This window comes from Rhodococcus sp. NJ-530 (assembly GCF_003860625.1).
Lineage (GTDB): Bacteria > Actinomycetota > Actinomycetes > Mycobacteriales > Mycobacteriaceae > Rhodococcus_F > Rhodococcus_F qingshengii.
Genome location: NZ_CP034152.1, coordinates 3,563,196 through 3,586,408, shown reverse-complemented (window position 1 = coordinate 3,586,408; position 23,213 = coordinate 3,563,196). Strand labels below are relative to the sequence as shown.

Below are 23,213 nucleotides of genomic sequence, written 5' to 3'. Positions count from 1 at the left end.
CTCGCGACAGTGCAATGATCGGGAGATGACGTCGTATCCCGTACTCGACCTGACACCCGACGAATTGCTGACCACAACGCGGACCGTTCGAAAGCGTCTGGATCTGACCCGTCCCGTGCCGTTGGACCTGGTGAAGGAATGCCTCCAGATCGCCCTGCAAGCGCCCTCCGGTTCGAATCGCCAGGGCTGGCAGTGGATGGTGGTGACCGATCCGGCACTGCGTGCAGCAGTCGGGCAGATCTACAAGGAAGTCACCGACGAGTACCTTGCCTCTCACGGTTCGGCGGCAAAACTCTTCGCCGATGATCCCGATCGCGCGCCGATTCAACAACGCGTGGGCACCAGCGTCGCGTGGCTCGGTGAGCACATGGGTGAGGTGCCGGTCCTTCTCATTCCGTGTATCAAGGCGGGCAAGACGCTGCCGGAGGGGAACCAAGCCGGCCTGTGGGGTTCGCTACTCCCGGCTGTGTGGAGTTACGCGCTGGCCGCGCGGGCACGTGGGCTCGGTACGGCGTGGACGACATTGCATTTGCAGCGTGAAGCGGAAGTTGCGGAGCTGCTGGGCATTCCGGCCGGCTTCCATGAGGCTGCGCTCATCCCGACGGCGTACTTCACCGGCGAGACGTTCAAACCCGCCGCCCGTGAACCGGTCGACAACGTGCTGCACGTGGACCGATGGTGAGCCTGATCTACTCGGCGATCTGCTCGATCGACGGGTATGTGGCTGATGAGCAAGGAAACTTCGACTGGGCGGTTCCCGACGCACAGGTCCATGCGTTCGTCAACGAGCTAGAGAGGGGAGTCGGCACGTACCTGCTCGGGCGCCGGATGTACGAGACGATGATTCCCTGGGAAACAATGGCATCCGAGGATCTCGAGCGTTCTTCGGTGGCAGGAGGACCTTCGGCTCCGGACGAGTTTGCCGGTATCGAGGCGGCGACCGCCGAGTTCGCTCAGATCTGGCGTGGAATCGACAAGATCGTGTACTCCACGACGCTGAACGAGGTGTCGACCGCACGTACCAGGATTGTCCCGAGCTTCGATGAAGACTCCATCCGTTTGCTCGAGAGTGAAGCGGTACAAGATATCTCGATCGGTGGACCGACGGTTGCGGTTAGTGCTTTCGCGGCGGGTTTGGTCGATGAAGTCAGACTGTTCCTGTGTCCGGTCAATATCGGTGGCGGATTGCGAGCTCTCCCGGAAAGCCGGCTTGATCTGCAGCTGCTCGAGGAGAAAACCTTCGACGGCGGCGTCATCTATCTGCGATACGCCGTTCGCTAAGCAATCACCATCACTGCCGTGACGACGCCGAGTAGAGCGATGTAGGCGGCGGCATGGACTCGGTCCGGTATGGCACCGACGATTCGTCGGCTCAGCGCGATCGCCGGTAGGGAACCGGCGAGTAGTGCACAGACGGCCAGAAGGTCGACAGCGCCGACTCTGCCCGCCGACAGATCCCAGGCTGAACTGTGCCCTGATGAGACCGCATACACCGCAGTCGCGACGACGGCGACAGGCAAGCTCAACGGGTTGGCGCTCGCGGCGGCGTCGGCCATCGGAACTCCGCCGCGTCGCATCATCGGAACCGTCATGACGCTCCCGCCGACTCCGAGGAAACTTGCGACGGCACCGATGCCTATCCCGACAGCGCGGACGCCGTGACGGTCAAGATGTTCGCGAGGTTCAGATGGTGTCAGAAACCCTTGTCGCAGAAGACTGTCCAGGATTGTCACCAGCAGGTAGAGCACAAACAGAATCCGGACGACGCCGTCGTCTACGTGGCCCGCCGCAACCGCTCCGAGCCCGGCTCCGAGTGCGACGGGGCCGATCAGAGGTCTGATGTACTCCGTCCGAAGCCGTCCTGACTTCCTGAATGCGACTGTGGCACCGAGTGAATTGACCACCATCACGGCCGCCGAGGATGCTACGGCGACATGCATCGGATCGATGACGTCCGGCCTCAGCGTCGATGCAGCGTAAACGACTGGGACAGTGACGAACCCGCCACCGAATCCGAACAGAACGGTGGTGACTCCGGTCAAGGCGCCGAAAGCGAGAAGGATGAGGGCGTAGTGAAACACTTGATGAACGGTAGCGATTTCTCCGCTGGCGCACATTCGAAGGTTCGCCAGGTTCCATTGTCAATCAGACACGGACTCGGTAGGTTCCTCCGGTGCGCAACATCTCGATCAACGACGTCGATCACTCACCCCGCGGTGTTCTCGCACTCGGAACCGACTACCCACCCGGTCACGTGCTGGCCGCCCACGAACATCGACGAGCCCAGTTTCTCTTCGCTGTGAACGGTGCGATGAACGTCGAAACCGAAGACGGTGAGTGGACGGTTCTGCCGTCCAATGCGGTCATGATTCCAGCCGGTGTCGCTCATGCCGTGACAATGGACGGCGTCAGCACGCGAAGCCTCTACATCGAACCGTCCGCAGCGCCGTGGTTCCCGGTCAGGTGCCGAGTCGTCGCAGTATCGTCGCTCCTGCGTGAGTTACTTGTCGCTGCAGTCGACGTGGATGTCGAGCTGAATGTGGAGGACGACTTCCCCGCACACGGACGCAGCGCCGCGGTATTTCAGCTGATCCTGCACGAACTTCGCGATCTTGCGCCCCTACCTGTGGAACTCCCGCTGCCTCGGCACCCGGGATTGCGGGCGTTGTGCGCGCAGTATCTCGCAGCCCCGTCGATCCATGACTCGCCCACGCGGTGGGCTGACCGACTCCACGTCAGTGAACGAACACTGCACCGCTTGCTGATCTCGGAAACGGGGATGAGCGCGTCGTCGTGGATGCAGCGTGCCTGCATTCTTCACGCGCTTCCGAAACTTTCTGCCGGGGCCAGTGTGACGGCCGTTGCGTCTGAACTCGGATACTCGACGCCGGCTGCATTCGCGGCGATGTGCACCCGAGTCTCGGGTGCACCGCCCAGTAGCTATCGGGCGCGCGTCACGACACAGACACAGGGATGATGTCGGCGACGACGTCGTGGATGAGACCGTCATGGACTTCGAAGGTTTCACGAATCTCCACGGTCATGAGGCGAGTGCCGCCGATTCCCGCGTCCAGCAGGTAGGTGGTCGAGACGATGTCCCCGGCTTCCGACATCTCGAGGTCTCGGACGCCCTGGATAACGCGGTATTGAATACCGTTTTCGAGGTCGGCGGACATCTGTGGTCCGGAGAAACCCGTCTTGAGTCCGGCTTCGACGCGCGTCGCATCCGGGGCGAAATGGACATCGGAAACGTCATGGGAGACGAGGGCGTCGATGTAGGCACGCGCCTGCGCCTCGCGGGGTGAATCGGCCGGGTTGGGGGCTGCTGTCGCAGCGCCTCCGGCAACCAGGATCAGGGCAGCCGTGGCAGCGGCAGTTCCGGCGATATTTCGCAGTGTTCGCATGGGACATCCTAACGACGAGGAGTGGAGGAATTTCGGAAAACGGCCGTCATCGAGTAGCCGTACAGCTGCGGGGAGGATCGACGAGCGAGCAGAAAGCCGGGGCCATGACGGGCACGTAGTCGGCCCCGACGCCGTTCTCGTGAATGATCCGGCGGTAGGCGTCGACGCCGTCGGTCGGGATTCGCGCCGCAGTGGGATCGCCGAGAACATCGACCGTGTAGAGGCCGAATCGAGGTCGGTACGAACCCCATTCGTAGTTGTCGGTGATGGACCAGTAGTTGTAGCCGATCACGTCGGCACCGTCTTCTCGGGCGCGTTCCATCCAATAGATATGATCGCGTAAGTGATTCGCGCGTGTGTATCCGTCGGCGCGCGGCGCTCCGTTGTCGGTGGGCATGCCGTTCTCGACGATGTAGAGGGGGAGTTCCGAGTACTTGCCCGAGTACCGCATCAATGCGTCGTACAGGCCTTCGGGCTGCGGCGTGACGTTGTAGAACTCGTCGAGTGCGGCGTACGCGGCAGTCGGATTGTTCAGGGCCACACCGTAGTAGTAGTCGATGCCGAGAAAGTCGAGCTTGTCGCGCACTCGATCCGTGAATACCGAATCGATCGCCTCGGACACGCCGGGAATGAAGGAGAAATTACTGCTTACGCGGGCACCGGGATCGAGAACATGGATGCGGTCGTAGATCGCCCGGTGGACTCGGACCAATGAGTCGAACATCGACGGCGCCTGGGTGAGTGCGATTCCGCCGTAGGTCAATTCGCGCTGAACGTACACAGTCGGCTCGTTGATCGTGATCCAGAGCGCCCCGATTCCGGAGTACCGCTCGACTACCTTCTCTGCGTTGACCAGCCAATCGGCTTCCGTCTTCGGATTTGTCCAGCCGCCTTGATCGACAACCCATCCCGGATACACCCAGTGGTCGAGTGTGATCATCGGAGTCATGCCCTGCGCGCGGATGTGAGCTACCACGTCGTCGTAGTAGGCGAATTCGGTCTCGTTCCAGCTCCCGGCGGCGGGCTGAACTCGCGCCCACTCGACGCCGAATCGGAAAACCTTCGATCCCAGATCGGCCGCCCGGTCGATGTCCTCGGCGTAGCGATGACGGAAGTCGACCGAGTCACCGATCTTGTCGTGGGTTCGTCCGGAATCGGAGTATCGAGACCAGTTGCTGTCCGGCGACGAACCTTCCGATTGGAACCCGGAGGTGGCAACGCCCCAGAGGAAGTCATCCGGTACCTCAGCCGAGGCGTGAGCGGGAAGGGCCAGCACCCCGAACAGGCACGTCAGTGCCATCAGCGCAGGCGCGATAGACCGTGACAGGGCTCCCATGCCTGGGAGACTAAGTCATACAAGTGTCCAGTCGCAGGCGTTTCGTCCGATCCGCCCGCGGCTGGACCGTGTCACTCAGTGACCCAGCCGCTCAGAAATTCCGCTCAGAAAACCATGGTCATCGATCCCGGGTTCCACGTCCCGGAGCGCTGAACGGTCGTTTCGTCGACCTGGGCAGGTACTGCACTCGGATCGATCGGTGTGTACTTCTCGATCGAACCCCAGTCGCGAGCCCAGTCGTTGTCGAGATACGACGGAATGGTCTGCGCGGTCAGGAGCAGATCGATCCACCCCAACGGTCCACCACCGTAGTGGTCCTGCCAGGCACTGGTCACGAGCGCGCCGGAATGGTCGGGAAGGATCCGATACTCGGGGACCTCGGCGATACCGACCCGATGATCGAAGGGGCGTTGGCACGGGAATGCCAGTCCGACAGCCCAATCCAGCATGACGGGCGCCTGTGAACCGACGACGTCGTTGAGCTTCTGGGTCTTCGGAACCCGCGGCGGGGTGACGGCCACCCATTGGTCGGGCTTGCTGTCGTAGTCGCTGACGACCAGTCGAATGCTGTTGGCTTCGACGGGAATCTGATCCAACGGCACACGCAGGTTCCGCCATGACGGCGCCGGGCCGATGTCGAGGGGCGCGATCTTTCCGAGTGTTTCGACAGCGTCTGTTTCGGCATCGTCGACGCCACGCGCTGTGCCGTACTCGACCTCGACGTTCTGGCCGTAGGTGACGATTCCGTCCTTGTCGACGGACCGAACACGACCAGCCGCGGCAATCGAGATGATGTCGCCACGTGTGGCGTTCTCGCCCACGTCGGGGAGTTGGTACCAGTCACTGGTCAGAGTGCCGGGGGAGGGCTGACCGTAACTACCCATGACGGGTGTTGTCGCCGGGTCGAGACCGAACGGCAACGCGACCGAACTGCCGTTGACTCCGGTCTGTCCGGCGCCACCGCCGGTTCCGGCCGAGTTGCCGGCGGTGTCCTCGGAGGTGTCGACGGTGTTCGCGCCGCCGGTAGCCGTGGCTTCCTTGTCTGCTCGAAGGTCGGAGGCGACGCCGTTCGGATCGAATCCCGTAGCCCCACCGGCGGACAGTCCTGTGGCGACGCTGCCCGAGAGGGGCGTCAGCATCGAGGCGTTCGGATCGGTCTCGAGCAGAACGTCGTTGGCGAGTCCGCAGTGTTGGCCGAGAACGGCGTCGACGTTTGCACGGCCCACCGAATAGGCCGGGTACTGGGTGACCGCGCCCTTGGCCATGGACAGCACCTCGAAGAGGACCATGGCACCTGCGGCAATCGTCAGTGGCGAGATGGCAAGCAGTCGAGCGTGCTTCGCGGACGGTTCCTTCCCGGCGGTGTACGGCTCACGGAAGAAGTACCACGCGGCGACGCCGAGCATCAGCACCGTCAGCCCGAGGAGGACGGTGCTCGCGCCGAGTCCGCTGATGGACACAGGCTTGTCCCACCACGGAACGCTGTAGCTGGACACGTAGTAGTAGCTGTTGCTGCCGGTGAATGCCACCGCGAGGAGGAACAGGACGGCCGCCGCGAAGAGGGCCCGATTGCGCGGCGAGCGCAGGAGTTTTGTTCCCACGGCGACGGCCGTCATCATCGCCAGAACGGCGGTGAGTCCGGCAAAGATTCCGAAGTGGTGCGTCCACTTGGTCGGCGAGAACATCAGCAGTGGCAGTGCGCCGATCGTCAGCCCCACGACGCGGCGTGACGGGCCGGCGGCCAAACCGGGAATCCGGCCCCCCTTGCGCAGCATCATCGCGGTGCAGACGCCAAGGCACAGAACCATGACGAACACACCGAATCTGCGAGTCAGGGAACCGTCGACGGAGATGTTGAAGAGGTACTGATAGCGGAGGTACTCGTCGAACCAGGGCTGATTCGGTGAGATCGAGTGCACGCGTTGCATCTCGATGACGGCGGCCAGACTTTGATCGCCGAACGCGGGGATGAGAATCGAGAGTCCGGCAGCTAGCAGTGGCCCGACAGCCGCGACGTAACCGGTGGTGCGCGCACGTTCGATGATGATGCGCATGATCGGGCGTATTCCGGCGATGAGTGCGGCAAAGCAGATGAGGCCGGAAGGGCCGGCAGTCAAGGTGAATCCGGCGATCAGGATCGCGACTGCGACCGGCAGAAGTCGTCTCGTCGCGACGGCGCGTTCGATCGAGCACCAGGTCAGCAGCACGCCGAGGGCAACGATCGGTTCGGGGCGCAGTCCGTTGTTGAACGGAAGCCAGAAAGCGAGGAAGACAAGCGCGCCGGTCCAGAGGGCGAGTCGATTTCCGCGAATGGAGGCGCCCAGCCGAGGCGCAACCTCCCGGCTGATGACGAGCCAGGTGATGATGCCTGCCAACAGAGCAGGCAGACGGACCCAGGGGCTTGCGGTGCTGACGTGGGCCAGGAGTCCGAGGATGTTGTAATACGGCGTTCCGAACGGGGTTTCGGGGACCGCGAACCACCGGAAGTAGTTGGACATGTAGCCCGATTGCTCGGAGGCTCTTGCCATCGTGAACTGGTAGCCGTCGTCGGTGGTGGTAGCGCCGATGAAGTGCCACAGCACCAGAGTTCCGACGACGACCCCGTCGAGGACGGTGAACTTCCACCATCGGGCGGGCAGAAATTTGCGTGTGCCCCGGCCGTCGCGGTTGTCGAGGCGGTGCAGCGCGAAGAGGGACACGAGAGCCGTGAGTGCCCCGAGAATCATGGCGAGAGTCTTGATCACCGACGGGCTCGACGTGAAGCGAGAGTCCGCCTCGATCGAGACGTTCAAACCGGCTGCCGCCGAATCGAGGTCGCTGAAGACGCCGACTACCTGTGGCCGGCTGTCGCCCTCGATGACGCGCGGTTCGGAACCGGTGGCACTGAAGGTGGTTCGGGTCGGCTCGGCGGCGAGCCTGAGTGCGCATCCACTCGGCAGATCAGCGACGGGTGTCGAGAGCAACACTCGATCGCGTAGGACAACGTCGACCCGAGCGGGAGCGTCGGAGGATTCGGGGGAGACAGTGGCAACAAATCCGTAGCGGCGCGCATCGGCGGCACCCGGGGGAGCAGTCGAGACGAGCGTTCCGCCGGTGGCAGCCAACTCACTGATCGACGCGCACGGAATCGATGCCTCCATGCGCAACGGTGTGTACGAGACCAATGGCGCCTCGACGCTTGTCGTCGACCCGGCCTGCGGCCAGTTGACGGCGGCGGTGTCCTGCTCGATCGGCAGGAACGGCACTGATCCGCACAAAACTATGCCGAGGATCGATGCGACAATCGCAACGATCCGTGCTCGGTTCGGTCCGCTGGATCGCTGAGGGGTCGGCAAGGCCGGAGGTGCGGTCGTGGCCACGTCACTGTCTGTCACGACTTTGGACCCTAGCTGTGCGTGACGTGTTTGTTATAAAAGCGCGAGTAATGGGATGGTCGTGTTCCCGGTGTCATTCCTCGGGGTGGGGTTGTCGGCGATCGAGGCGGGGGTGCTGTGCGCGAATTTCACGAGTCCATTCCCCTGAGCCCACTACTGCGGCGGTCGGCGGTCGCATTGTGCGTCGTCCTCGGAATTGTCCTGGTAATTGTCTGCGGGTTCGCGGCAATCGTGGATCGCGACTCGGCGGGCTACGTCGGCGCCGTGTTGTCCGCGGTCCTGTCCTTCGGGTTGGCCGCGTACATGTGGAAGGTGCGCGTGATCATCACCACAGACGTCGAACGAGTGTCGATCGCGCTGTCTCCGGGCTGCGTCAGGTATTTCGGTGGGACGAAGTTGTGTCTGCCACTGCAGTACATATCGGGATGGGCTCCGGAATCGGTTATCGAATGACCGGCCCAGGTATGCGGGTAATTCTCGCATCTCCCGGCGACGGCGTCCGCTTTCGTCTGCATGACGGCCGTGAAATCTCGGTGGCAACACCTCGAAGGGACGAGCTGATCGAACTCGCCCGGCGGCGGGCGCCGGACCTGCAGTGAGCGTTGCAGGTGGACCGGTGAAAAACGGGGTGCGCCTATCCTGGATAATTGACATAAGTTCTGTGTTTCAGGCGCGCTGTTCAGGGCCTGTGATGCCGGACCGGTTTGCTGCCGCTTGCACAGGCACCCCGTTTGCGTACGAGAGGAACTCTCATGCTTGCCCGCACCGACCTGCGTGGTCGTACCCCATCCACGGCCGAACTTCGCGCCGCGCTTCCCCGAGGTGGAGTGGATGTGGACGCGGTACTGCATCAGGTTCGCCCGATGGTCGAAGCCGTCCGTGATCGCGGGGCAGAAGCCGCCCTCGAATTCGGCGAGAAGTTCGACGGCGTTCGTCCGGCTTCGGTTCGTGTACCCGCGGCCGAGCTCGAGCGCGCACTTCGTGAACTCGACCCCGCAGTCAAGGAAGCCCTCGAGGTTGCGATCGAGCGCACCCGCAAGGTGCACGCCGATCAGCGTCGCAAGGACACCGTCACCGAGGTCGTTCCGGGTGGCACGGTCACCGAGCGTTGGGTTCCGGTCGAGCGCGTCGGGCTGTACGTGCCCGGCGGCAATGCCGTGTACCCGTCCAGCGTTGTCATGAACGTCGTGCCGGCTCAGACGGCCGGCGTCGGATCACTTGTTGTCGCCTCGCCGCCCCAAGCCGACTTCGGCGGATTGCCGCACCCGACCATCCTTGCCGCAGCAGCCATGCTCGGCGTCGACGAGGTGTGGGCCGTCGGCGGCGGGCAGGGCGTCGCCCTCCTTACCTACGGCGGAACCGACACCGATGGAACCGAGCTTGTTCCGGTCGACCTCATCACCGGTCCCGGCAACATCTACGTCACTGCCGCCAAGCGTCTGTGCCGCGGACTGGTCGGCATCGACGCGGAAGCCGGTCCCACCGAGATCGCGATCCTCGCCGACCACACCGCTGACCCGGTCCACGTTGCCGCCGATCTCATCAGCCAGGCCGAGCACGACGTGATGGCCGCCAGCGTTCTTGTCACGACCAGCGTCGACTTGGCCGACGCGGTCGACAAGGCTCTGGCTGCGCAGCTCGAGATCACCAAGCATCGCGAGCGCGTCACCACGGCACTGACCGGTAGCCAGTCGGGCACGGTGCTCGTTTCTGATGTTTCCGCTGGTCTGCGCGTCGTCAATGCGTATGCGGCAGAGCACCTCGAGATCCAGACCGAGGATGCAACCGGGGTGGCAGCTCAGGTCACCAGCGCTGGTGCCGTGTTCGTCGGCCCGTGGGCGCCGGTCAGTCTCGGCGACTACTGCGCCGGCTCCAACCACGTTCTGCCGACGGCCGGGTGTGCACGCCACTCCTCCGGTCTGAGTGTGCAGACGTTCCTTCGTGGAATCCACGTGATCGACTACTCCGAGTCTGCACTGAAAGACGTTGCCGGACACGTCATCACGCTCGCCAATGCGGAGGATCTGCCGGCTCACGGCGAGGCTGTGCGTCTGCGATTCGAGGCTCTGCGATGAGTAGTGCTCCTGGAGAGTCGATTTCGGTCGACGCCCTTCCGATTCGCGAGAACCTGCGTGGAAAGTCGGCGTACGGCGCACCGCAGTTGACGGTTCCGGTTCAGCTCAACACGAACGAGAACCCGCATCCGCCGACCCAGGCGCTCATCGACGATGTGGCCGAATCCGTGCGCGAAGCCGCGAAGGAACTGCACCGCTACCCCGACCGTGACGCTGTGGCGTTGCGGACGGATCTGGCGGCGTACCTGGCGAAGCAGACAGGTGTACCGGTCACCGTCGACAATCTGTGGGCGGCAAACGGATCGAACGAGATTCTGCAGCAACTTCTTCAGGCGTTCGCAGGTCCGGGACGTAGCGCGATGGGTTTTGTGCCTTCGTACTCGATGCACCCGATCATCGCCGACGGTACCGATACCGAGTGGGTCGAGGTCTTCCGTCGGGACGACTTCGCACTCGACGTGGATGCTGCCGTCACCGTGATCGCGGAACGTCGACCCGACGTCGTGTTCGTGACCAGCCCCAACAACCCGACCGGACACAGCGTCGGCATTGCAGAACTGCGACGCATCCTCGATGTGGCGCCGGGCATCGTGATCGTGGACGAGGCGTACGCGGAGTTCTCCGCTGCCCCGAGCGCGATGACGCTGATCGACGAGTTCCCGGCCAAGCTGGTTGTGACCCGCACCATGAGCAAGGCTTTCGCGTTTGCCGGTGGCCGACTCGGCTACCTCGCCGCCGCTCCCGCGTTCATCGACGCACTGTTATTGGTGCGCTTGCCTTATCACCTCTCGGTGGTCACGCAGGCGGCGGCACGTGCCGCCCTGCGTCACGCCGACGAGACCCTCGGCAGTGTGCACGCCTTGTCCGCCGAGCGCGATCGCGTGTCGAAGGCGCTGGCGGACACCGGTTTCCGAGTGATTCCCAGTGACGCGAACTTCATCTTGTTCGGACAGTTCACCGACAGTGCACAGGCGTGGAAGGAATACCTCGACCGCGGGGTTCTCATCCGCGACATCGGCATCCCCGGATACCTGCGGGCCACCGTGGGACTCGAAGCCGAGAACGACGCGTTCATCAAGGCCAGTGACGAAATCGCAGGCACCCAGCTGGTCGACACGAATTCAGGAGAGACGGCATGAGCGATCGCATCGCGCGGATCGAACGAACAACTCGGGAATCAAGCATCGTCGTCGAACTGAATCTGGACGGGACCGGCATCGTCGACGTCTCCACCGGCGTTCCGTTCTTCGACCACATGCTCAACGCGTTGGGTACTCACGCCAGCTTCGATCTCGACGTCAAGGCGAAGGGCGACGTCGAGATCGACGCTCACCACACCGTCGAGGACACCGCGATCGTTTTCGGCCAGGCGCTCGGCCAGGCTCTCGGCGACAAGAAGGGCATCCGTCGTTTCGGCGACGCTTTCATCCCGATGGACGAAACGCTGGCGCACGCGTCGGTCGACGTCTCCGGTCGCCCTTACTGCGTGCAGACCGGGGAGCCCGACTACATGGTGCATTCCGTCATCGGCGGGTACCCGGGCGTTCCGTATCACGCGGTGATCAACCGCCACGTGTTCGAGTCGATCGCATTGAATGCACGTATCGCACTGCACGTTCGGGTTCTGTACGGCCGCGATCAGCATCACATCACCGAAGCCGAGTACAAGGCCGTTGCGCGCGCTCTGCGTGAGGCGGTCGAGCCGGATCCGCGCGTGAGTGGCGTGCCGTCGACGAAGGGCACACTGTGAGCGTCCTCTTCACCTATCTGCTGTTCATCGGCGCGGGTATTGCCGTGGGCGGCGCCTACTCGATGTTCAAGGTCAACAAGCTTGCGTCGGGAATCCTTCTGGCGTTGGCGGTTCTGGCGGCGGTAGCGGGCGCACTGCGTCTGTGACGCGAAAAGTGACTGCGTCTGAGACGCGAAAAGTGACTGTGTCTGAGACGCAAGATCCTGCTCCATCGCCGGGGTTGCTTCGCACTCCGGGCATGATCGGTGTCCTGATCATGGCGGCAGCAGCTTTCGGTGGCTGGTCGTTGCTGTTGCCGGTGGTGCCGTTGCTGGTTGCGCAGTCCGGCGGATCGGATGCGCTTGCCGGATCGGTGACCGGTGTCTTCATGGCGGCCACGGTCTTGACGCAACTGCTCGTGCCTCGGTTGTTGCGGACGCAGGGCTACCGGCGCGTGCTGGCGGTCGGGTGTCTGCTCCTCGGTCCACCGTCGTTGGTGCTGTTGATCTCGGCCGACGCCGGCCCCGTCCTGGCGGTTTCCGCGGTGCGAGGAATCGGTTTCGGCATGCTGACGGTCGCCGGCAGCGCGCTCGTGGCCGAGTTGGCGCCCAAACGAATTCTGGGCCGTGCCACCGGTGCCCAGGGAATCGCGATCGCAGCGTCACAAATGGCGGGGCTTCCGCTGGGGCTTGCGATCATGGAACGGTGGTCGGCAATACCGGTGTTCGTTCTCGGTGCGCTGATCCCGGCGCTCGCGCTGGTGGCCATTGCCGGGTTGCCGAAGATCTTCGCCCAGCCGACCGGGGAATCCGTTCGACTGAGTGTGTTCGCCGTCTTGGTTCCGGTGCTCGCTCTGGCGTGTGTGTCCGCCTCGTTCGGCGGATTGTCGTCTCTACTGCCGATCGCAATCTCGGAGCGTGCGGCCGTTGCTGGAGTTGTGTTGGCGACCGCCAGTGGGTCGATGTTGGTCGGCCGGTACTCGGCGGGACTGATCGCCGATCGTCTCGGCAGTGGTCGGACACTCGCGCCGGCATTGGCGTCGTCGACCATCGGATTGGTGCTGTTCGCGATCAACGTCGACGGCGGGTCGACGCCGGTCTTGTTCTGCGCGGCGGTCCTTTTCGGGCTCGGGTTCGGGGCGGTGCAGAACGAATCCTTGGTCATGGCGTTTCAGGCTGCCGGCCCGAGGCAACTCGGATCCGCCAGCGCGATCTGGAACATCGGCTACGACGCCGGCACCGGAATCGGTGCACTGGCGTTGGGATTCGTGGCCACGACTGCCGGCTATGCGTGGGTCTTCGCGGTCTCTGCGGTCGTTGTCGCTCTGCTCCCGGCACTGGCCGCAGGCGGCAAAGTGATCGGCAGCAGGGTTGCCCGATAGAGTTGGGGCATGAGCGCTTCCACGATTGCTGTACTCGATTACGGCTCCGGCAACCTGCATTCGGCTACTCGCGCACTGGCGCGCACCGGGGCGCAGGTGGAGGTGACCAACGACATGAAGGTTGCACTGGCGGCCGACGGTCTCGTGGTGCCCGGCGTCGGCGCGTTCGCGGCCTGCATGGAAGGTCTGCGTGCAGTGCAGGGTGACCGAATCATCGGCAGACGCCTGGCCGGTGGCCGACCGGTGCTGGGCATCTGCGTCGGCATGCAGATTTTGTTCGACCGGGGAGTCGAATTCGGTGTCGAGGCGGAGGGCTGTGGCGAATGGCCCGGCACCGTCGAGAGGCTCCAAGCAGAGGTCCTGCCGCACATGGGCTGGAACACCGTGGAGGCGCCGGAGTCCAGCACCCTGTTCAAGGGCATAGACGCCGATACCCGCTTCTACTTCGTCCACTCCTACGGTGTGCAGAGTTGGGAGCTCGCGCCGTCCGAGCACATTGCACCCCCGAAGCTGACATGGGCCGATCACGGCGGAAAGTTCCTCGCTGCCGTCGAGAACGGTGCGTTGTCGGCAACGCAGTTCCACCCCGAGAAATCCGGTGACGCAGGCGCCGAGTTGCTGAGCAACTGGGTGCAGAGTTTGTGACCGGGGGATCCGGACCGAACCGCGGTGACGATTTCTCCCTCGCCCGTCTGGCGTTGTTCTCGCTCGGCGCCGCTGTGGCTGCGCTGGCGGTCGCAACCGTCGTCATCGTTGTTCTCAAACCATCGCCGGGCGTCGGCCTCGTGATCGGTCTCGTGGGGGTCGTCGCTGCGATTGCGGCAATGGGCGTCGTATCCAAGCGGATGACCCGAAAAGCGTTCGGTGACCCGGAAGACGGTTCGAGGTCCTGACCTACTAGGGTTACCGCACGTGAGCCTGGTCCTTTTGCCTGCTGTAGATGTCGTCAACGGTGAAGCTGTTCGCCTCGTGCAAGGAGAGGCGGGAAGTGAGACCGGTTACGGGTCGCCCCGCGACGCTGCTCTTGCGTGGCAGAACGACGGTGCCGAATGGGTGCATCTTGTCGACCTCGACGCTGCTTTCGGGCGTGGGTCCAACAGTGAACTGTTGGCCGGCGTCATCGGCGACCTGACGGTCAAGGTGGAACTGTCCGGTGGGATCCGCGACGACGCTTCCCTGGAAGCCGCACTGGCCACCGGCTGTGCTCGCGTGAATCTCGGTACTGCCGCTATCGAAGATCCCGAGTGGTGTGCGCGTGCATTGGCCAAGTACGGCGACAAGATCGCTGTCGGCCTCGATGTTCGTCTCGTCGACGGTCAGTACCGCACCCGTGGTCGCGGCTGGGTCACCGACGGCGGCGATCTGTGGGAGACCCTCGCGCGTCTGGACCGTGACGGCTGCACTCGTTACGTCGTCACCGACGTCTCCAAGGACGGCACACTCACCGGTCCCAATCTCGAACTTCTCAGCCAGGTGTGCGCGGTCACCGACGCGCACGTCGTCGCCTCCGGTGGTGTGTCGACCATCGAGGATCTACTCGCCATTTCCAGCCTGGTTGATCAGGGTGTCGAGGGCGCGATCGTGGGCAAGGCATTGTATGCCGGTCGCTTCACTCTCCCCGAAGCACTGGCAGCAGTTTCCGGATAGATTTTCCAGATGACTCCGACGCGTGACCTCGACGAACTTCTCGCGATTGCGGGTCGGCTTCTCGACGGCGTCCACGATCAGTTCGTCTCCGGTGTCGGCGCCCCGAGTGCGGTCCGCAAGGGCTGGGGTGATTTTGCCACCGAGGTCGATCTTGCGCTCGAGAAGCGGTTGACCGCGGAGTTGTTCGAGCAGACCGGCATCGAGGTGCACGGCGAGGAATTCGGCGGTCCCGACGTCGGTTCCGGGCTCGTCTGGGTTCTCGACCCCGTTGACGGTACTTTCAACTACTCGGCCGGATTGCCCACTGCCGGAACGTTGTTGGCGCTTCTCGACGACGGTGTCCCGGTGCTCGGATTGACCTGGCTTCCATTGATCGGTCACACGTACGCGACTCGCGCCGGCGGTCCGTTGTTGGTCAATGGAATCGCCGTACCGCCGCTGGAGCCAACCGATCTGGCGTCGTCGATCGTCGGCTTGGGTGCGCTCAACGTCAACAGTCGAGGGCGGATCCCCGGCAGTTTCCGTCTCGACCTCCTCGCCGAGATCAGCAAGGTGTCCTCGCGGATCCGGATTCACGGTTCAACCGGAGTCGATCTGGCCTTCACCGCGGCCGGCATCCTGGGCGGTGCGATCGTCTACGGCCGCAACGCGTGGGACAACGCGGCCGGGGTCGCGCTCGTTCGCGGTGCGGGCGGGGTGGTCACCGACCTGGCCGGCCGCCCGTGGACCGTAGAATCGGAGTCGGTGCTCGCTGCCGCTCCGGGCATCCACGGTGAGATTCTCGATATCCTCAACGCGCTCGGTGATCCGCGCGCTTCGTCCTCAGGAGGACCACAGTCATGACCCTCGCAGTTCGTGTGATTCCGTGCCTCGACGTCGACGCCGGGCGAGTGGTCAAGGGTGTCAATTTCGAGAATCTTCGCGACGCCGGAGATCCGGTGGAACTCGCGGCAGCGTACGACGCTCAGGGCGCCGACGAACTGACCTTCCTGGACGTGACCGCCTCCACGTCGGATCGCGGCACGATGCTCGACGTCGTAAGTCGCACTGCCGAGCAGGTTTTCATTCCTCTGACCGTTGGCGGTGGAGTGCGCACGGTCGCGGATGTCGATCGTCTGCTGCGTGCCGGTGCCGACAAGGTCAGCGTCAACACCGCGGCGATTGCGCGCCCGGAACTGCTGAAGGAACTGAGTGAGCGATTCGGCTCGCAGTGCATCGTCCTCTCGGTCGATGCCCGCACCGTTCCCCAAGGGCAGCCGGACACACCGTCGGGGTGGGAGGTCACCACGCACGGGGGCAAGCGCGGCACCGGGATCGACGCTGTCGAGTGGGCCGAGCGTGGTGCAGAGTTGGGAGTGGGGGAGATCCTGCTCAACTCGATGGATGCCGACGGCACCAAGGCCGGCTTCGACCTTCTGATGATCCGCGCTGTCCGTGCAGCGGTCCACGTACCGGTGATCGCCAGTGGCGGTGCCGGCCTGGTCGAGCACTTCGCCCCGGCTGTCGAAGCGGGCGCAGACGCAGTTCTCGCAGCAAGTGTCTTCCACTTCGGCGATCTGAGCATCCCGGAGGTCAAGGATGCGATGCGTGCCGAGGGGATCGTCGTTCGCTAGGCGTTCTCGGCGCGGATTCCGTCGAACATGAGGCGGCTGATGGCTTGGTTCAACGCCGTGCAGTCGACGGACGAACCGGCTCGCAATCCTTGAATCGCACTTGCCAGCATCATGCCGTTGACGGCGTGGGCAGTGTTGTCGACATCGAGGTCGGCGCGTAGATAGCCGCATTCGACTCCGTGGTGCAGGTACGCCGCGGTCAACGATGCCGACTGGTCGAGTAGATCGAGCATCCGGCCCGTCAGATCGGCGTCGACGCCCGTCGTCTCGAACAGCAGAACCCGCGGGATGCGGGGGTCGTCGAAGAAGATGCGGGGGAGCGCCTCGGCGATCCGTCCCACCTGGGCGCGGTACTCGTCCAGTGTGCTGGCGGCGTCGGGAGCATTCTCGGTGGCCAGTGCGCTGATGATCTTTGCGACGAGGTCGTCGATGACGTGATCGATGATGTCGCGCTTGTTCTCGAAGTACCGGTAGAAGGTCCATGGCCGATTCCGAGAGTTGTTGCGATGTCGGCAATTCCGGTTGCGTGATAGCCGCGCTGGGCGAAGCACTCGAATGATGCGTCGATGATCTCGCGGCGCAATTCCGCCTTTTTTCGTTCCGCTCTGGTCATGGCCTTCGTCACATCAGGAATGATACCGTTCTCAATAACGGAATGACGTGTCAGTTTCTGATGTGCAGTTTTTCTGATGTGCAGTTCACGAGAGGGATTCTCCGATGGCAGTGCAGTACGACGCAGTAGTAGTGGGGGCGGGCTTCGGCGGAATGGGTGCGGCCATTCAACTCAAGCGGCTGGGCCTGAACAACCTGGCGATCCTCGAGCGCGAGGACGATCTGGGTGGAACCTGGCACGTCAACCGCTATCCCGGTCTGGCTGTCGACATCGCGTCGGTCACCTACTCGTATTCGTTCGAGCCCAATCCGAACTGGTCCAGGCTTTTCGCACCGGGCGCGGAACTGAAGAAGTACGCCGATCACGTCGCGGACAAGTACGATCTGCGGAAGCACATGACGTTCGGTGCCGTGGTCAACGGAGCCCGCTGGGACGAGGATTCCTCGCACTGGGTCGTATCCGTCGAAGCCGCGCCGGATATCACTGCCAAGTACCTCCTGACTGCGACGGGTTTCCTCTCGCAACCGCATCGGCCCGACATCTCCGGTATCGACGACTTTGCCGGCAAGATCATCCACACCACGGCCTGGGACGATTCCTACGATCTGTCCGGCACCAAGACCGCAATCATCGGAACCGGCGCCACCGCTGTGCAGTTGATCCCCGAGGTGGCGCGGCAGGCCGCAGAGTTGACCGTCTACCAGCGCACGCCGATCTGGGTGGTTCCCAAGATCGACGTCCCCATTCCGAATGCAGTGCAGAAGCTGTTCTCGCGTATTCCGCTCACCCAGCGAATCGCGCGCGCTGTCAGTTCGTCGATCCTAGAAATAATCATGGTCAGCGCGGTCCTGCACTACAAGCAGGTCAAACTGTTGAACAAGGGTGCGGCGGCCGCATCACGTGCGTTTCTGCGGTCCCAGGTCAGCGACGCCAGCCTTCGCAAACAACTCACACCGGACTACGACTTCGGGTGCAAGCGTCCCACATTTTCCAACAGCTACTTCCGTACGTTCACCAAGGACAACGTGCATCTCGAAACGACGCCGATCGACCACATCGCTGCCGACGGAATCGTCACCGCCGACGGTCGCAAGACCGAGATCGACACCTTGGTGCTGGCAACGGGATTCAACCTCTGGGATGTGAATTTTCCAGCCATCGAGGTTATCGGTCGCGAGGGACGAAACCTCGGTAAGTGGTGGCGCGACAACCGTTTCCAGGCCTACGAAGGGGTCGCGGTTCCGTATTTCCCCAATTTCCTCACGCTCGCCAGTCCGTACTCGTACAGCGGGTTGTCCTACTTCACGACGATCGAATCCCAGATGCAGCACATGGATCGACTGTTCGGCGAGGTGAAACGGCGCGGCGCCGAAACATTCGAGGTCACCGAAACTGCCAACGCCGAGTTTCTCGACCGGATGACCGAGAACCTGGCGGACTCTGTCTTCTACGGCGGTAGTTGCCAGACTGCACGAAGCTATTACTTCAATCAGCACGGCGAGGCTGCGATTCTGCGGCCCACGTCGACACGGAATGCGTTCGTCGAAGCGAAACGCTTTCCGCTCGAGGACTATTCGATCGTCTAGGCGGGCTTGTCCCGCGTTCGGCTATCTTGCCGAGCTGACTCCGGTCGGAACCGATATCACGGGATAGCGGTTCTGCCGGTTCAGTCGGGAAGAGACCGAGCTGTGTATCAGTCGGCTCACCGCAGAGGCAGCGCCTTTTCGCGGTGAGCCGATCACGATGGTGAAGGCGTCGTACTTGTCCGCGGTCGCGAGGATGACACCGGCCGGGTCGCCGTAGGTGCAGTCGTAGGTCCAGGTGTCCGTGTGCGAGGCAAGTGTCGAGGTTGTCTGCTCACGTTGGGACGCCATCTCGTCGTGCAGACGCGTTTCGAATTCTGGTGAGTCGGTTTCGACAGGTAGGTCCTCGGACGTGATGCAGTGAACGACGTGGAGTGCTGAATCCTCCTTGGCGGCAAGCGTCAGTGCGTAGCTGAGTACATTCTTGCTGGTAGCACCTGGGCCGATGCCGAGAACGACGTGGCGGGTTCGGACGCGATCGGTACTCGGGTTCACGATATGGCAGGTGTACTCCGGGTGTGGGCCGTCATGACGTTGATGGTTCATGTCGGATCTTCTTCCACGGTGACAGCGAAGGAACTTCCATTCTACGGCGAACAAGCAGGGGAATTCCACGGAAGTCACAGGTGGAAGGTATAAACGTCATATGAGCCTTGATCCCGCAATCGCGGCGAAGCTGAAGCGAAACGACGCCGGACTGTTCAGCGCGGTTGCGCAGGAGAAGTCGACCGGTGATGTGCTGATGGTCGCGTGGATGGACGACGAAGCGCTCGCGCGAACACTGGAAACCCGTAAGGGGACGTACTATTCGCGCTCGCGGCAGCAGTACTGGGTCAAGGGAGAGACCTCCGGGCACACCCAGTACGTGCACGAGGTGCGCCTCGACTGTGACGGCGATTCCGTCTTGCTGATCGTCGATCAGGAGGGCGCCGCGTGCCACACCGGCACTCACACGTGTTTCGACACCGACGTCCTGCTCGCTGCTGAGCAGTGACGCGAGATGGCCACTGACAAGACTCCACAACCGCTCGATTACTCGTTCACCGCTCCCATCGAGAAAGACGGTGCGTTCGCAACGTTCTTGACCGTGCCCGGCTCGGCGGAACTTCTGGGAACCAGACGCGCTGTGAAGGTGGTCGGGACCCTCGATGGTGAGCATCCCTTCGAGGCGACGCTGATGCCCTCCGGCGACGGACCTCACTGGCTTCCGCTGCGCGTGGCGCTGTGCAAGGCGATCGGCAAGAGCGCCGCTGGAGAAGAGGTAGCGGTACATCTACAGCAGCGCCTGAGCTGAAAGTTTCGCTCGAACCGAGGAGTCTCATGGTCGACACAGCAGTTGATTCGTTGCAGTTGGTGGCGCGAGAACTGGGCCCGTTCGGCGGAGACGAGGGGAAAACGCGCATGCTGCGCATGTCGCGGACTCTCGCGGCACCAATAGGCACGGTCTGGGCGGCGATCACCGAGTTCGACCGCATTCGCCAATGGTTCATGCCGGTCGCGGGAGAAGCCATGATCGGCGGCCACTATCAGCTCGAGGGCAACGCCGGCGGCGAGATTTTGGCGTGCGAAGCTCCTCGAACTCTTCGCATCACCTGGGAATATGGCGGCGATGTGAGCTATGTGACTGTAAATCTCGCCGAAAAGGGCAGTGGTGCAACGCTGTTCGATTTCGAACATGCCGCGGACGTGGAGCCGGATCGGTGGGCCGAGTACGGTCCAGGTGCCGTCGGCGTCGGGTGGGACATGGGACTGCTCGGGTTGGCTCGACACGTGGAACTGGGGATCGCGACGCCACTCGAGACACCCGAGTGGTCGGCGAGCGACGAGGCCAAGGCATTCATCGCGGGAAGCAGTGAACTGTGGGCCGAAGCTGCGATCGCATCGGGCGATGACCCAGATGCGGCTGCAGCCGCCGCTGCTCGCACGACCGCTGCATACACCGGGTAGATCACCTCTACGAGGACTAACATCGGATTAGTCTGGTTGTTGCGGGACTTCCGCGCCACGAGCGGAGACGACGATGGTGTATCGGCTCATCGAAGTAGTAACGGTGTTCGTTCACTTCGGGTTTGTCCTCTATGTGGTGCTGGGTGGGTTCGTGGCGTGGAAGTGGCGTCGTACCATCGGTTTCCACCTACTTGCAGTCGTCTGGGGAGCCGGTTCGATAGCGGTCGGATATGACTGCCCGCTGACCAATCTCGAGAACTGGGCCCGCCGGATGGCCGGGATCGCGGAGTTGCCGTCCACCGGATTCATCTCGCACTACATCACCGGCGTGTTCTATCCGGCGAGTATCGAAGGCCTTGTACAGGCGCTCGCGGCGACAGTGGTTGTCGGATCCTGGGTCGGATACGTGCTGCTCGGACGGCATGCGAAGGGTGAGGTCAAAGCCTCTTCAGCGACCTGATTCCGTACAAACGATCCCAGCCGTTTCCGAATGGAAACGACTGGGAGGTGCTACCAGGATTTACGCGCGAGTCAGGGCTACCACCGGGATTGTGCGGATCCCAGCGGTCTTCTCCGCGTATTCGGCAAATCCCGGGTATCGACTGGCCTGCTCGTCGTAGATGCGGTCACGCTTCTCGCCGGTTACTTCGCTGACGGAGACCGGGTATGTTTCGGTGCCGATCTCGACCTCTGCCTGGTCGGTGGCAACGAGGTTGTAGTACCAGTCGGGATTGGTCGGGGCACCGGCCTTGGATGCAAAAACGTAGATGGTCTTCGGATCCTGCTCGTCTGCCAGATACATCATGGGACTCACGAAATCGCGTCCGGATTTGCGTCCTGTGTGGTGGACCAACACCATGGGCGCACCTTCGAAGGGGCCACCTACCTTGCCCTCGTTCTCCCGAAATTCCGCAATGATTCCTGCGTTCCAGTCGTCGGTACTCATCGTTGTCTCCCGGTCTGCGAGTGGCGAAGGGCTCTGCCGCCAAGCTTTGCACAACTGGTGAATCGACGAGAGGTCATCTTCGGCGTCCAGCATGATCTACTATCTACGTATGAACGCAGATAGTGGTGTTTGTCGCCGCAAGCTTCCCGATGATCAAGTCGACCTCGTCGTCGAGGTGTTCCGCATGCTGGCCGACGCAACCCGTGTGCAGGTCTTGTGGGCATTGGTCGACCGCGAGTGCTCGGTGAACGAACTGGCGGAACGCGTCGGCAAGCCGGCGCCCTCGGTGTCGCAGCACCTGGCGAAATTGCGCATGGCAAGGTTGGTACGAACCCGCCGCGATGGTACGACGGTGTTCTATCGCCTGGAGAACGACCATGTGCGCCAACTGGTTACGGACGCGGTCTTCAATGCGGAGCATGCCGGACCCGGATTGCCGGGGCATCACCGTAGTGAAGGTGAGCTTCGGGAGATACACCCGGAGCGCTCGGCGAACGTCGATCGGACCGATCAAGAAGAAGGTGCGTCGTGACGCACGAACCCAAGACGTCCCACGGCCACGGCCACCCCCATGGCCACGGGCCGAAGGGATTTCGATCGGCAGTCCGCGAAGTGTTCTCGCCGCACAGTCACGACGCTGCCGACAGTGTCGACGACGCATTGGAATCGAGCGCAATCGGCATCCGGGCGGTCAAGATCAGTCTTGTCGCGCTCGGAGTCACCGCAGTTGCTCAGGTTGCGATCGTGGCGATCTCGGGTTCGGTGGCGCTGCTGGCGGACACCATTCACAACTTCTCCGACGCGCTCACGGCAGTCCCACTCTGGATTGCCTTCGCGCTCGGTCGGCGCGCTGCGACCAGGCGCTATACCTATGGTTTCGGGCGTGCGGAGGATTTGGCCGGACTGTTCGTGCTCGCCATGATCGCACTGTCGGCAGTGATCGCCGGTGTCGAGGCGGTGAGGCGATTGATCAACCCGGTCGAGATCGAGCACCTCGGTTGGGTAGCGGCGGCAGGTTTGATCGGTTTCATCGGAAACGAATTGGTGGCGTTGTATCGGATCAGGGTCGGCGGGCAAATCGGTTCAGCGGCCCTGGTGGCCGATGGATTGCATGCTCGGACCGACGGATTCACTTCGCTCGCAGTCCTTCTGGGGGCGGGGGGAGTTGCGCTGGGTTTCCCGTTGGCAGATCCGATCATCGGCCTTGTCATCACCGTTGCCATCGTGGCGGTGCTCAGGACTGCAGCGCGAGACGTCTTCCGGAGGTTGATGGACGGCGTCGAACCTGAGTTGGTGGACGACGCAGAGCATGCATTGATGCACGAACCTGGAGTCCTCAGTGTTCGTGATCTGAAGATGCGGTGGATCGGACACCGACTGCATGCCGATGCAGAACTCGACATCGATCCCCGGGCAACACTTGCCGAAGCTCATGCGATTGCACACAGCGCCGAGCATTCGCTCACTCACGCGGTGCCCAAACTCGCTACTGCCTTGGTGCATGCGTACCCGGCGCATGACGCGGCCAACTCCGAAGTCTGATACCGGCCGCCTTCCCGGTGATC

30 protein-coding genes are annotated in these 23,213 nt (G+C 62.9%); 22 read left to right on the top strand and 8 right to left on the bottom strand.

The genetic code is table 11. From position 1 onward, the window contains the following. Positions 1-25: 25 nt before the first annotated feature. Positions 26-682 (top strand): nitroreductase family protein, encoded by a 657-nt coding sequence (locus EHW12_RS16670; protein ID WP_125051206.1) that lies wholly within the window; start codon positions 26-28, stop codon positions 680-682. Then, the gene (locus EHW12_RS16665; RefSeq protein ID WP_070161666.1) at positions 676-1,281 is read left to right on the top strand and encodes a dihydrofolate reductase family protein; all 606 of its coding nucleotides are present in this window, start codon (positions 676-678) and stop codon (positions 1,279-1,281) included. Before EHW12_RS16670 ends, EHW12_RS16665 begins: the two co-directional genes overlap by 7 nt. Here EHW12_RS16665 and EHW12_RS16660 read toward each other — a convergent pair. Next, positions 1,278-2,081, bottom strand: a complete 804-nt coding sequence (locus tag EHW12_RS16660; protein WP_238704793.1) for a sulfite exporter TauE/SafE family protein — start codon at positions 2,079-2,081, stop codon at positions 1,278-1,280. The genes EHW12_RS16665 and EHW12_RS16660 overlap by 4 nt on opposite strands. A gap of 92 nt (positions 2,082-2,173) precedes the next feature. Between EHW12_RS16660 and EHW12_RS16655 the strand changes: the two genes are divergently transcribed. Continuing rightward, a complete protein-coding gene (locus EHW12_RS16655; RefSeq protein WP_064075678.1) occupies positions 2,174-2,977 on the top strand; it encodes a helix-turn-helix transcriptional regulator in 804 nt (267 codons plus the stop codon). Here EHW12_RS16655 and EHW12_RS16650 read toward each other — a convergent pair. The 3 genes from EHW12_RS16650 to EHW12_RS16640 form a co-directional block, all read right to left on the bottom strand. Continuing rightward, complete coding sequence (locus EHW12_RS16650; protein WP_125051204.1) at positions 2,955-3,404, bottom strand: hypothetical protein; 450 nt, start codon at positions 3,402-3,404, stop codon at positions 2,955-2,957. The two genes, EHW12_RS16655 and EHW12_RS16650, sit on opposite strands and share 23 nt — an antisense overlap. A gap of 46 nt (positions 3,405-3,450) precedes the next feature. Beyond that, positions 3,451-4,704 (bottom strand): family 1 glycosylhydrolase, encoded by a 1,254-nt coding sequence (locus tag EHW12_RS16645; RefSeq protein WP_080961256.1) that lies wholly within the window; start codon positions 4,702-4,704, stop codon positions 3,451-3,453. A gap of 140 nt (positions 4,705-4,844) precedes the next feature. Further along, on the bottom strand, positions 4,845-8,099 hold the full coding sequence (locus EHW12_RS16640) for an arabinosyltransferase domain-containing protein (RefSeq protein ID WP_125052616.1): 3,255 nt from the start codon (positions 8,097-8,099) through the stop codon (positions 4,845-4,847). 132 nt (positions 8,100-8,231) lie between these two features. Between EHW12_RS16640 and EHW12_RS35315 the strand changes: the two genes are divergently transcribed. The 12 genes from EHW12_RS35315 (at position 8,232) to hisF (ending at position 16,559) form a co-directional block, all read left to right on the top strand. Then, positions 8,232-8,567: a hypothetical protein gene (locus EHW12_RS35315; protein ID WP_241198987.1), complete on the top strand. Its 336-nt coding sequence runs from the start codon at positions 8,232-8,234 to the stop codon at positions 8,565-8,567. Beyond that, on the top strand, positions 8,564-8,713 hold the full coding sequence (locus EHW12_RS35310; RefSeq protein WP_241198986.1) for a hypothetical protein: 150 nt from the start codon (positions 8,564-8,566) through the stop codon (positions 8,711-8,713). The genes EHW12_RS35315 and EHW12_RS35310 overlap by 4 nt, the downstream gene beginning before the upstream one ends. Positions 8,714-8,866: 153 nt before the next feature. Next, entirely contained in the window at positions 8,867-10,189 is a 1,323-nt protein-coding gene (gene hisD / locus EHW12_RS16630; protein ID WP_007732254.1) for a histidinol dehydrogenase, read from the top strand. After that, entirely contained in the window at positions 10,186-11,328 is a 1,143-nt protein-coding gene (locus EHW12_RS16625) for a histidinol-phosphate transaminase (protein WP_042449556.1), read from the top strand. Before hisD ends, EHW12_RS16625 begins: the two co-directional genes overlap by 4 nt. After that, positions 11,325-11,939, top strand: a complete 615-nt coding sequence (gene hisB, locus EHW12_RS16620; protein WP_125051202.1) for an imidazoleglycerol-phosphate dehydratase HisB — start codon at positions 11,325-11,327, stop codon at positions 11,937-11,939. Before EHW12_RS16625 ends, hisB begins: the two co-directional genes overlap by 4 nt. Beyond that, positions 11,936-12,085: a hypothetical protein gene (locus EHW12_RS34630; protein WP_007732248.1), complete on the top strand. Its 150-nt coding sequence runs from the start codon at positions 11,936-11,938 to the stop codon at positions 12,083-12,085. Before hisB ends, EHW12_RS34630 begins: the two co-directional genes overlap by 4 nt. Positions 12,086-12,177: 92 nt before the next feature. Beyond that, positions 12,178-13,299 carry an MFS transporter gene (locus tag EHW12_RS16615; protein ID WP_125052614.1) on the top strand — a complete coding sequence of 374 codons (1,122 nt, stop codon included), beginning with the start codon at positions 12,178-12,180 and terminating at the stop codon, positions 13,297-13,299. A 9-nt stretch (positions 13,300-13,308) separates the two neighbouring features. Next, positions 13,309-13,944, top strand: coding sequence for an imidazole glycerol phosphate synthase subunit HisH (gene hisH, locus EHW12_RS16610; RefSeq protein WP_003942389.1), 636 nt, complete (start codon positions 13,309-13,311; stop codon positions 13,942-13,944). Then, positions 13,941-14,192, top strand: coding sequence for a hypothetical protein (locus tag EHW12_RS16605; protein ID WP_042449550.1), 252 nt, complete (start codon positions 13,941-13,943; stop codon positions 14,190-14,192). The genes hisH and EHW12_RS16605 overlap by 4 nt, the downstream gene beginning before the upstream one ends. A gap of 19 nt (positions 14,193-14,211) precedes the next feature. Next, positions 14,212-14,946, top strand: coding sequence for a bifunctional 1-(5-phosphoribosyl)-5-((5-phosphoribosylamino)methylideneamino)imidazole-4-carboxamide isomerase/phosphoribosylanthranilate isomerase PriA (gene priA / locus EHW12_RS16600; RefSeq protein ID WP_003942371.1), 735 nt, complete (start codon positions 14,212-14,214; stop codon positions 14,944-14,946). A gap of 9 nt (positions 14,947-14,955) precedes the next feature. Continuing rightward, positions 14,956-15,789: an inositol monophosphatase family protein gene (locus tag EHW12_RS16595; protein ID WP_003942414.1), complete on the top strand. Its 834-nt coding sequence runs from the start codon at positions 14,956-14,958 to the stop codon at positions 15,787-15,789. Further along, on the top strand, positions 15,786-16,559 hold the full coding sequence (gene hisF, locus EHW12_RS16590) for an imidazole glycerol phosphate synthase subunit HisF (RefSeq protein ID WP_003942380.1): 774 nt from the start codon (positions 15,786-15,788) through the stop codon (positions 16,557-16,559). Before EHW12_RS16595 ends, hisF begins: the two co-directional genes overlap by 4 nt. On the opposite strand, the gene EHW12_RS35305 is transcribed toward hisF, so the two are convergent. Together EHW12_RS35305 and EHW12_RS35300 are read right to left on the bottom strand one after the other, a co-directional pair. Further along, positions 16,556-16,792, bottom strand: coding sequence for a hypothetical protein (locus tag EHW12_RS35305; protein ID WP_241198985.1), 237 nt, complete (start codon positions 16,790-16,792; stop codon positions 16,556-16,558). The genes hisF and EHW12_RS35305 overlap by 4 nt on opposite strands. An 8-nt stretch (positions 16,793-16,800) precedes the next feature. After that, positions 16,801-17,172: a helix-turn-helix domain-containing protein gene (locus EHW12_RS35300; protein ID WP_241199177.1), complete on the bottom strand. Its 372-nt coding sequence runs from the start codon at positions 17,170-17,172 to the stop codon at positions 16,801-16,803. A gap of 104 nt (positions 17,173-17,276) precedes the next feature. On the opposite strand from EHW12_RS35300, the gene EHW12_RS16580 reads away from it, so the two are divergent. Continuing rightward, positions 17,277-18,758: an NAD(P)/FAD-dependent oxidoreductase gene (locus tag EHW12_RS16580; RefSeq protein WP_125051200.1), complete on the top strand. Its 1,482-nt coding sequence runs from the start codon at positions 17,277-17,279 to the stop codon at positions 18,756-18,758. Between the two features lie 21 nt (positions 18,759-18,779). On the opposite strand, the gene EHW12_RS16575 is transcribed toward EHW12_RS16580, so the two are convergent. After that, positions 18,780-19,301, bottom strand: coding sequence for a universal stress protein (locus tag EHW12_RS16575; RefSeq protein WP_054825211.1), 522 nt, complete (start codon positions 19,299-19,301; stop codon positions 18,780-18,782). A 100-nt stretch (positions 19,302-19,401) separates the two neighbouring features. Between EHW12_RS16575 and hisI the strand changes: the two genes are divergently transcribed. From hisI to EHW12_RS16555, 4 genes are all read left to right on the top strand, one after another. Next, positions 19,402-19,749 (top strand): phosphoribosyl-AMP cyclohydrolase, encoded by a 348-nt coding sequence (hisI, locus tag EHW12_RS16570; RefSeq protein WP_003942390.1) that lies wholly within the window; start codon positions 19,402-19,404, stop codon positions 19,747-19,749. A 6-nt stretch (positions 19,750-19,755) separates the two neighbouring features. Then, the gene (locus EHW12_RS16565; RefSeq protein ID WP_042952044.1) at positions 19,756-20,049 is read left to right on the top strand and encodes a DUF1905 domain-containing protein; all 294 of its coding nucleotides are present in this window, start codon (positions 19,756-19,758) and stop codon (positions 20,047-20,049) included. A 26-nt stretch (positions 20,050-20,075) separates the two neighbouring features. Further along, entirely contained in the window at positions 20,076-20,702 is a 627-nt protein-coding gene (locus tag EHW12_RS16560) for an SRPBCC family protein (protein ID WP_125051197.1), read from the top strand. A gap of 73 nt (positions 20,703-20,775) precedes the next feature. After that, positions 20,776-21,162 (top strand): DUF2784 domain-containing protein, encoded by a 387-nt coding sequence (locus EHW12_RS16555; RefSeq protein ID WP_003942402.1) that lies wholly within the window; start codon positions 20,776-20,778, stop codon positions 21,160-21,162. A 60-nt stretch (positions 21,163-21,222) separates the two neighbouring features. Here the strand turns inward: EHW12_RS16555 and EHW12_RS16550 are convergent, their stop codons facing one another. Further along, positions 21,223-21,648 (bottom strand): nitroreductase/quinone reductase family protein, encoded by a 426-nt coding sequence (locus tag EHW12_RS16550; protein ID WP_029255500.1) that lies wholly within the window; start codon positions 21,646-21,648, stop codon positions 21,223-21,225. 109 nt (positions 21,649-21,757) lie between these two features. Between EHW12_RS16550 and EHW12_RS16545 the strand changes: the two genes are divergently transcribed. Both EHW12_RS16545 and EHW12_RS16540 read left to right on the top strand, forming a co-directional pair. After that, positions 21,758-22,180: a metalloregulator ArsR/SmtB family transcription factor gene (locus EHW12_RS16545; protein WP_003942406.1), complete on the top strand. Its 423-nt coding sequence runs from the start codon at positions 21,758-21,760 to the stop codon at positions 22,178-22,180. Continuing rightward, entirely contained in the window at positions 22,177-23,190 is a 1,014-nt protein-coding gene (locus EHW12_RS16540; RefSeq protein WP_125051195.1) for a cation diffusion facilitator family transporter, read from the top strand. Before EHW12_RS16545 ends, EHW12_RS16540 begins: the two co-directional genes overlap by 4 nt. Positions 23,191-23,213 lie beyond the last annotated feature (23 nt).

Coding starts and splice junctions, on each gene's coding strand:
- EHW12_RS16670 (WP_125051206.1), top strand. CDS start 26: ATGACGTCGTATCCCGTACTCGACCTGACACCCGACGAATTGCTGACC.
- EHW12_RS16665 (WP_070161666.1), top strand. CDS start 676: ATGGTGAGCCTGATCTACTCGGCGATCTGCTCGATCGACGGGTATGTG.
- EHW12_RS16650 (WP_125051204.1), bottom strand. CDS start 3,404: ATGCGAACACTGCGAAATATCGCCGGAACTGCCGCTGCCACGGCTGCC.
- EHW12_RS16645 (WP_080961256.1), bottom strand. CDS start 4,704: ATGGCACTGACGTGCCTGTTCGGGGTGCTGGCCCTTCCCGCTCACGCC.
- EHW12_RS35310 (WP_241198986.1), top strand. CDS start 8,564: ATGACCGGCCCAGGTATGCGGGTAATTCTCGCATCTCCCGGCGACGGC.
- hisD (WP_007732254.1), top strand. CDS start 8,867: ATGCTTGCCCGCACCGACCTGCGTGGTCGTACCCCATCCACGGCCGAA.
- EHW12_RS16625 (WP_042449556.1), top strand. CDS start 10,186: ATGAGTAGTGCTCCTGGAGAGTCGATTTCGGTCGACGCCCTTCCGATT.
- hisB (WP_125051202.1), top strand. CDS start 11,325: ATGAGCGATCGCATCGCGCGGATCGAACGAACAACTCGGGAATCAAGC.
- EHW12_RS16615 (WP_125052614.1), top strand. CDS start 12,178: ATGATCGGTGTCCTGATCATGGCGGCAGCAGCTTTCGGTGGCTGGTCG.
- hisH (WP_003942389.1), top strand. CDS start 13,309: ATGAGCGCTTCCACGATTGCTGTACTCGATTACGGCTCCGGCAACCTG.
- EHW12_RS16595 (WP_003942414.1), top strand. CDS start 14,956: ATGACTCCGACGCGTGACCTCGACGAACTTCTCGCGATTGCGGGTCGG.
- hisF (WP_003942380.1), top strand. CDS start 15,786: ATGACCCTCGCAGTTCGTGTGATTCCGTGCCTCGACGTCGACGCCGGG.
- EHW12_RS35305 (WP_241198985.1), bottom strand. CDS start 16,792: ATGCTCGATCTACTCGACCAGTCGGCATCGTTGACCGCGGCGTACCTG.
- EHW12_RS35300 (WP_241199177.1), bottom strand. CDS start 17,172: ATGACCAGAGCGGAACGAAAAAAGGCGGAATTGCGCCGCGAGATCATC.
- EHW12_RS16580 (WP_125051200.1), top strand. CDS start 17,277: ATGGCAGTGCAGTACGACGCAGTAGTAGTGGGGGCGGGCTTCGGCGGA.
- EHW12_RS16575 (WP_054825211.1), bottom strand. CDS start 19,301: ATGAACCATCAACGTCATGACGGCCCACACCCGGAGTACACCTGCCAT.
- hisI (WP_003942390.1), top strand. CDS start 19,402: ATGAGCCTTGATCCCGCAATCGCGGCGAAGCTGAAGCGAAACGACGCC.
- EHW12_RS16565 (WP_042952044.1), top strand. CDS start 19,756: ATGGCCACTGACAAGACTCCACAACCGCTCGATTACTCGTTCACCGCT.
- EHW12_RS16560 (WP_125051197.1), top strand. CDS start 20,076: ATGGTCGACACAGCAGTTGATTCGTTGCAGTTGGTGGCGCGAGAACTG.
- EHW12_RS16555 (WP_003942402.1), top strand. CDS start 20,776: ATGGTGTATCGGCTCATCGAAGTAGTAACGGTGTTCGTTCACTTCGGG.
- EHW12_RS16550 (WP_029255500.1), bottom strand. CDS start 21,648: ATGAGTACCGACGACTGGAACGCAGGAATCATTGCGGAATTTCGGGAG.
- EHW12_RS16545 (WP_003942406.1), top strand. CDS start 21,758: ATGAACGCAGATAGTGGTGTTTGTCGCCGCAAGCTTCCCGATGATCAA.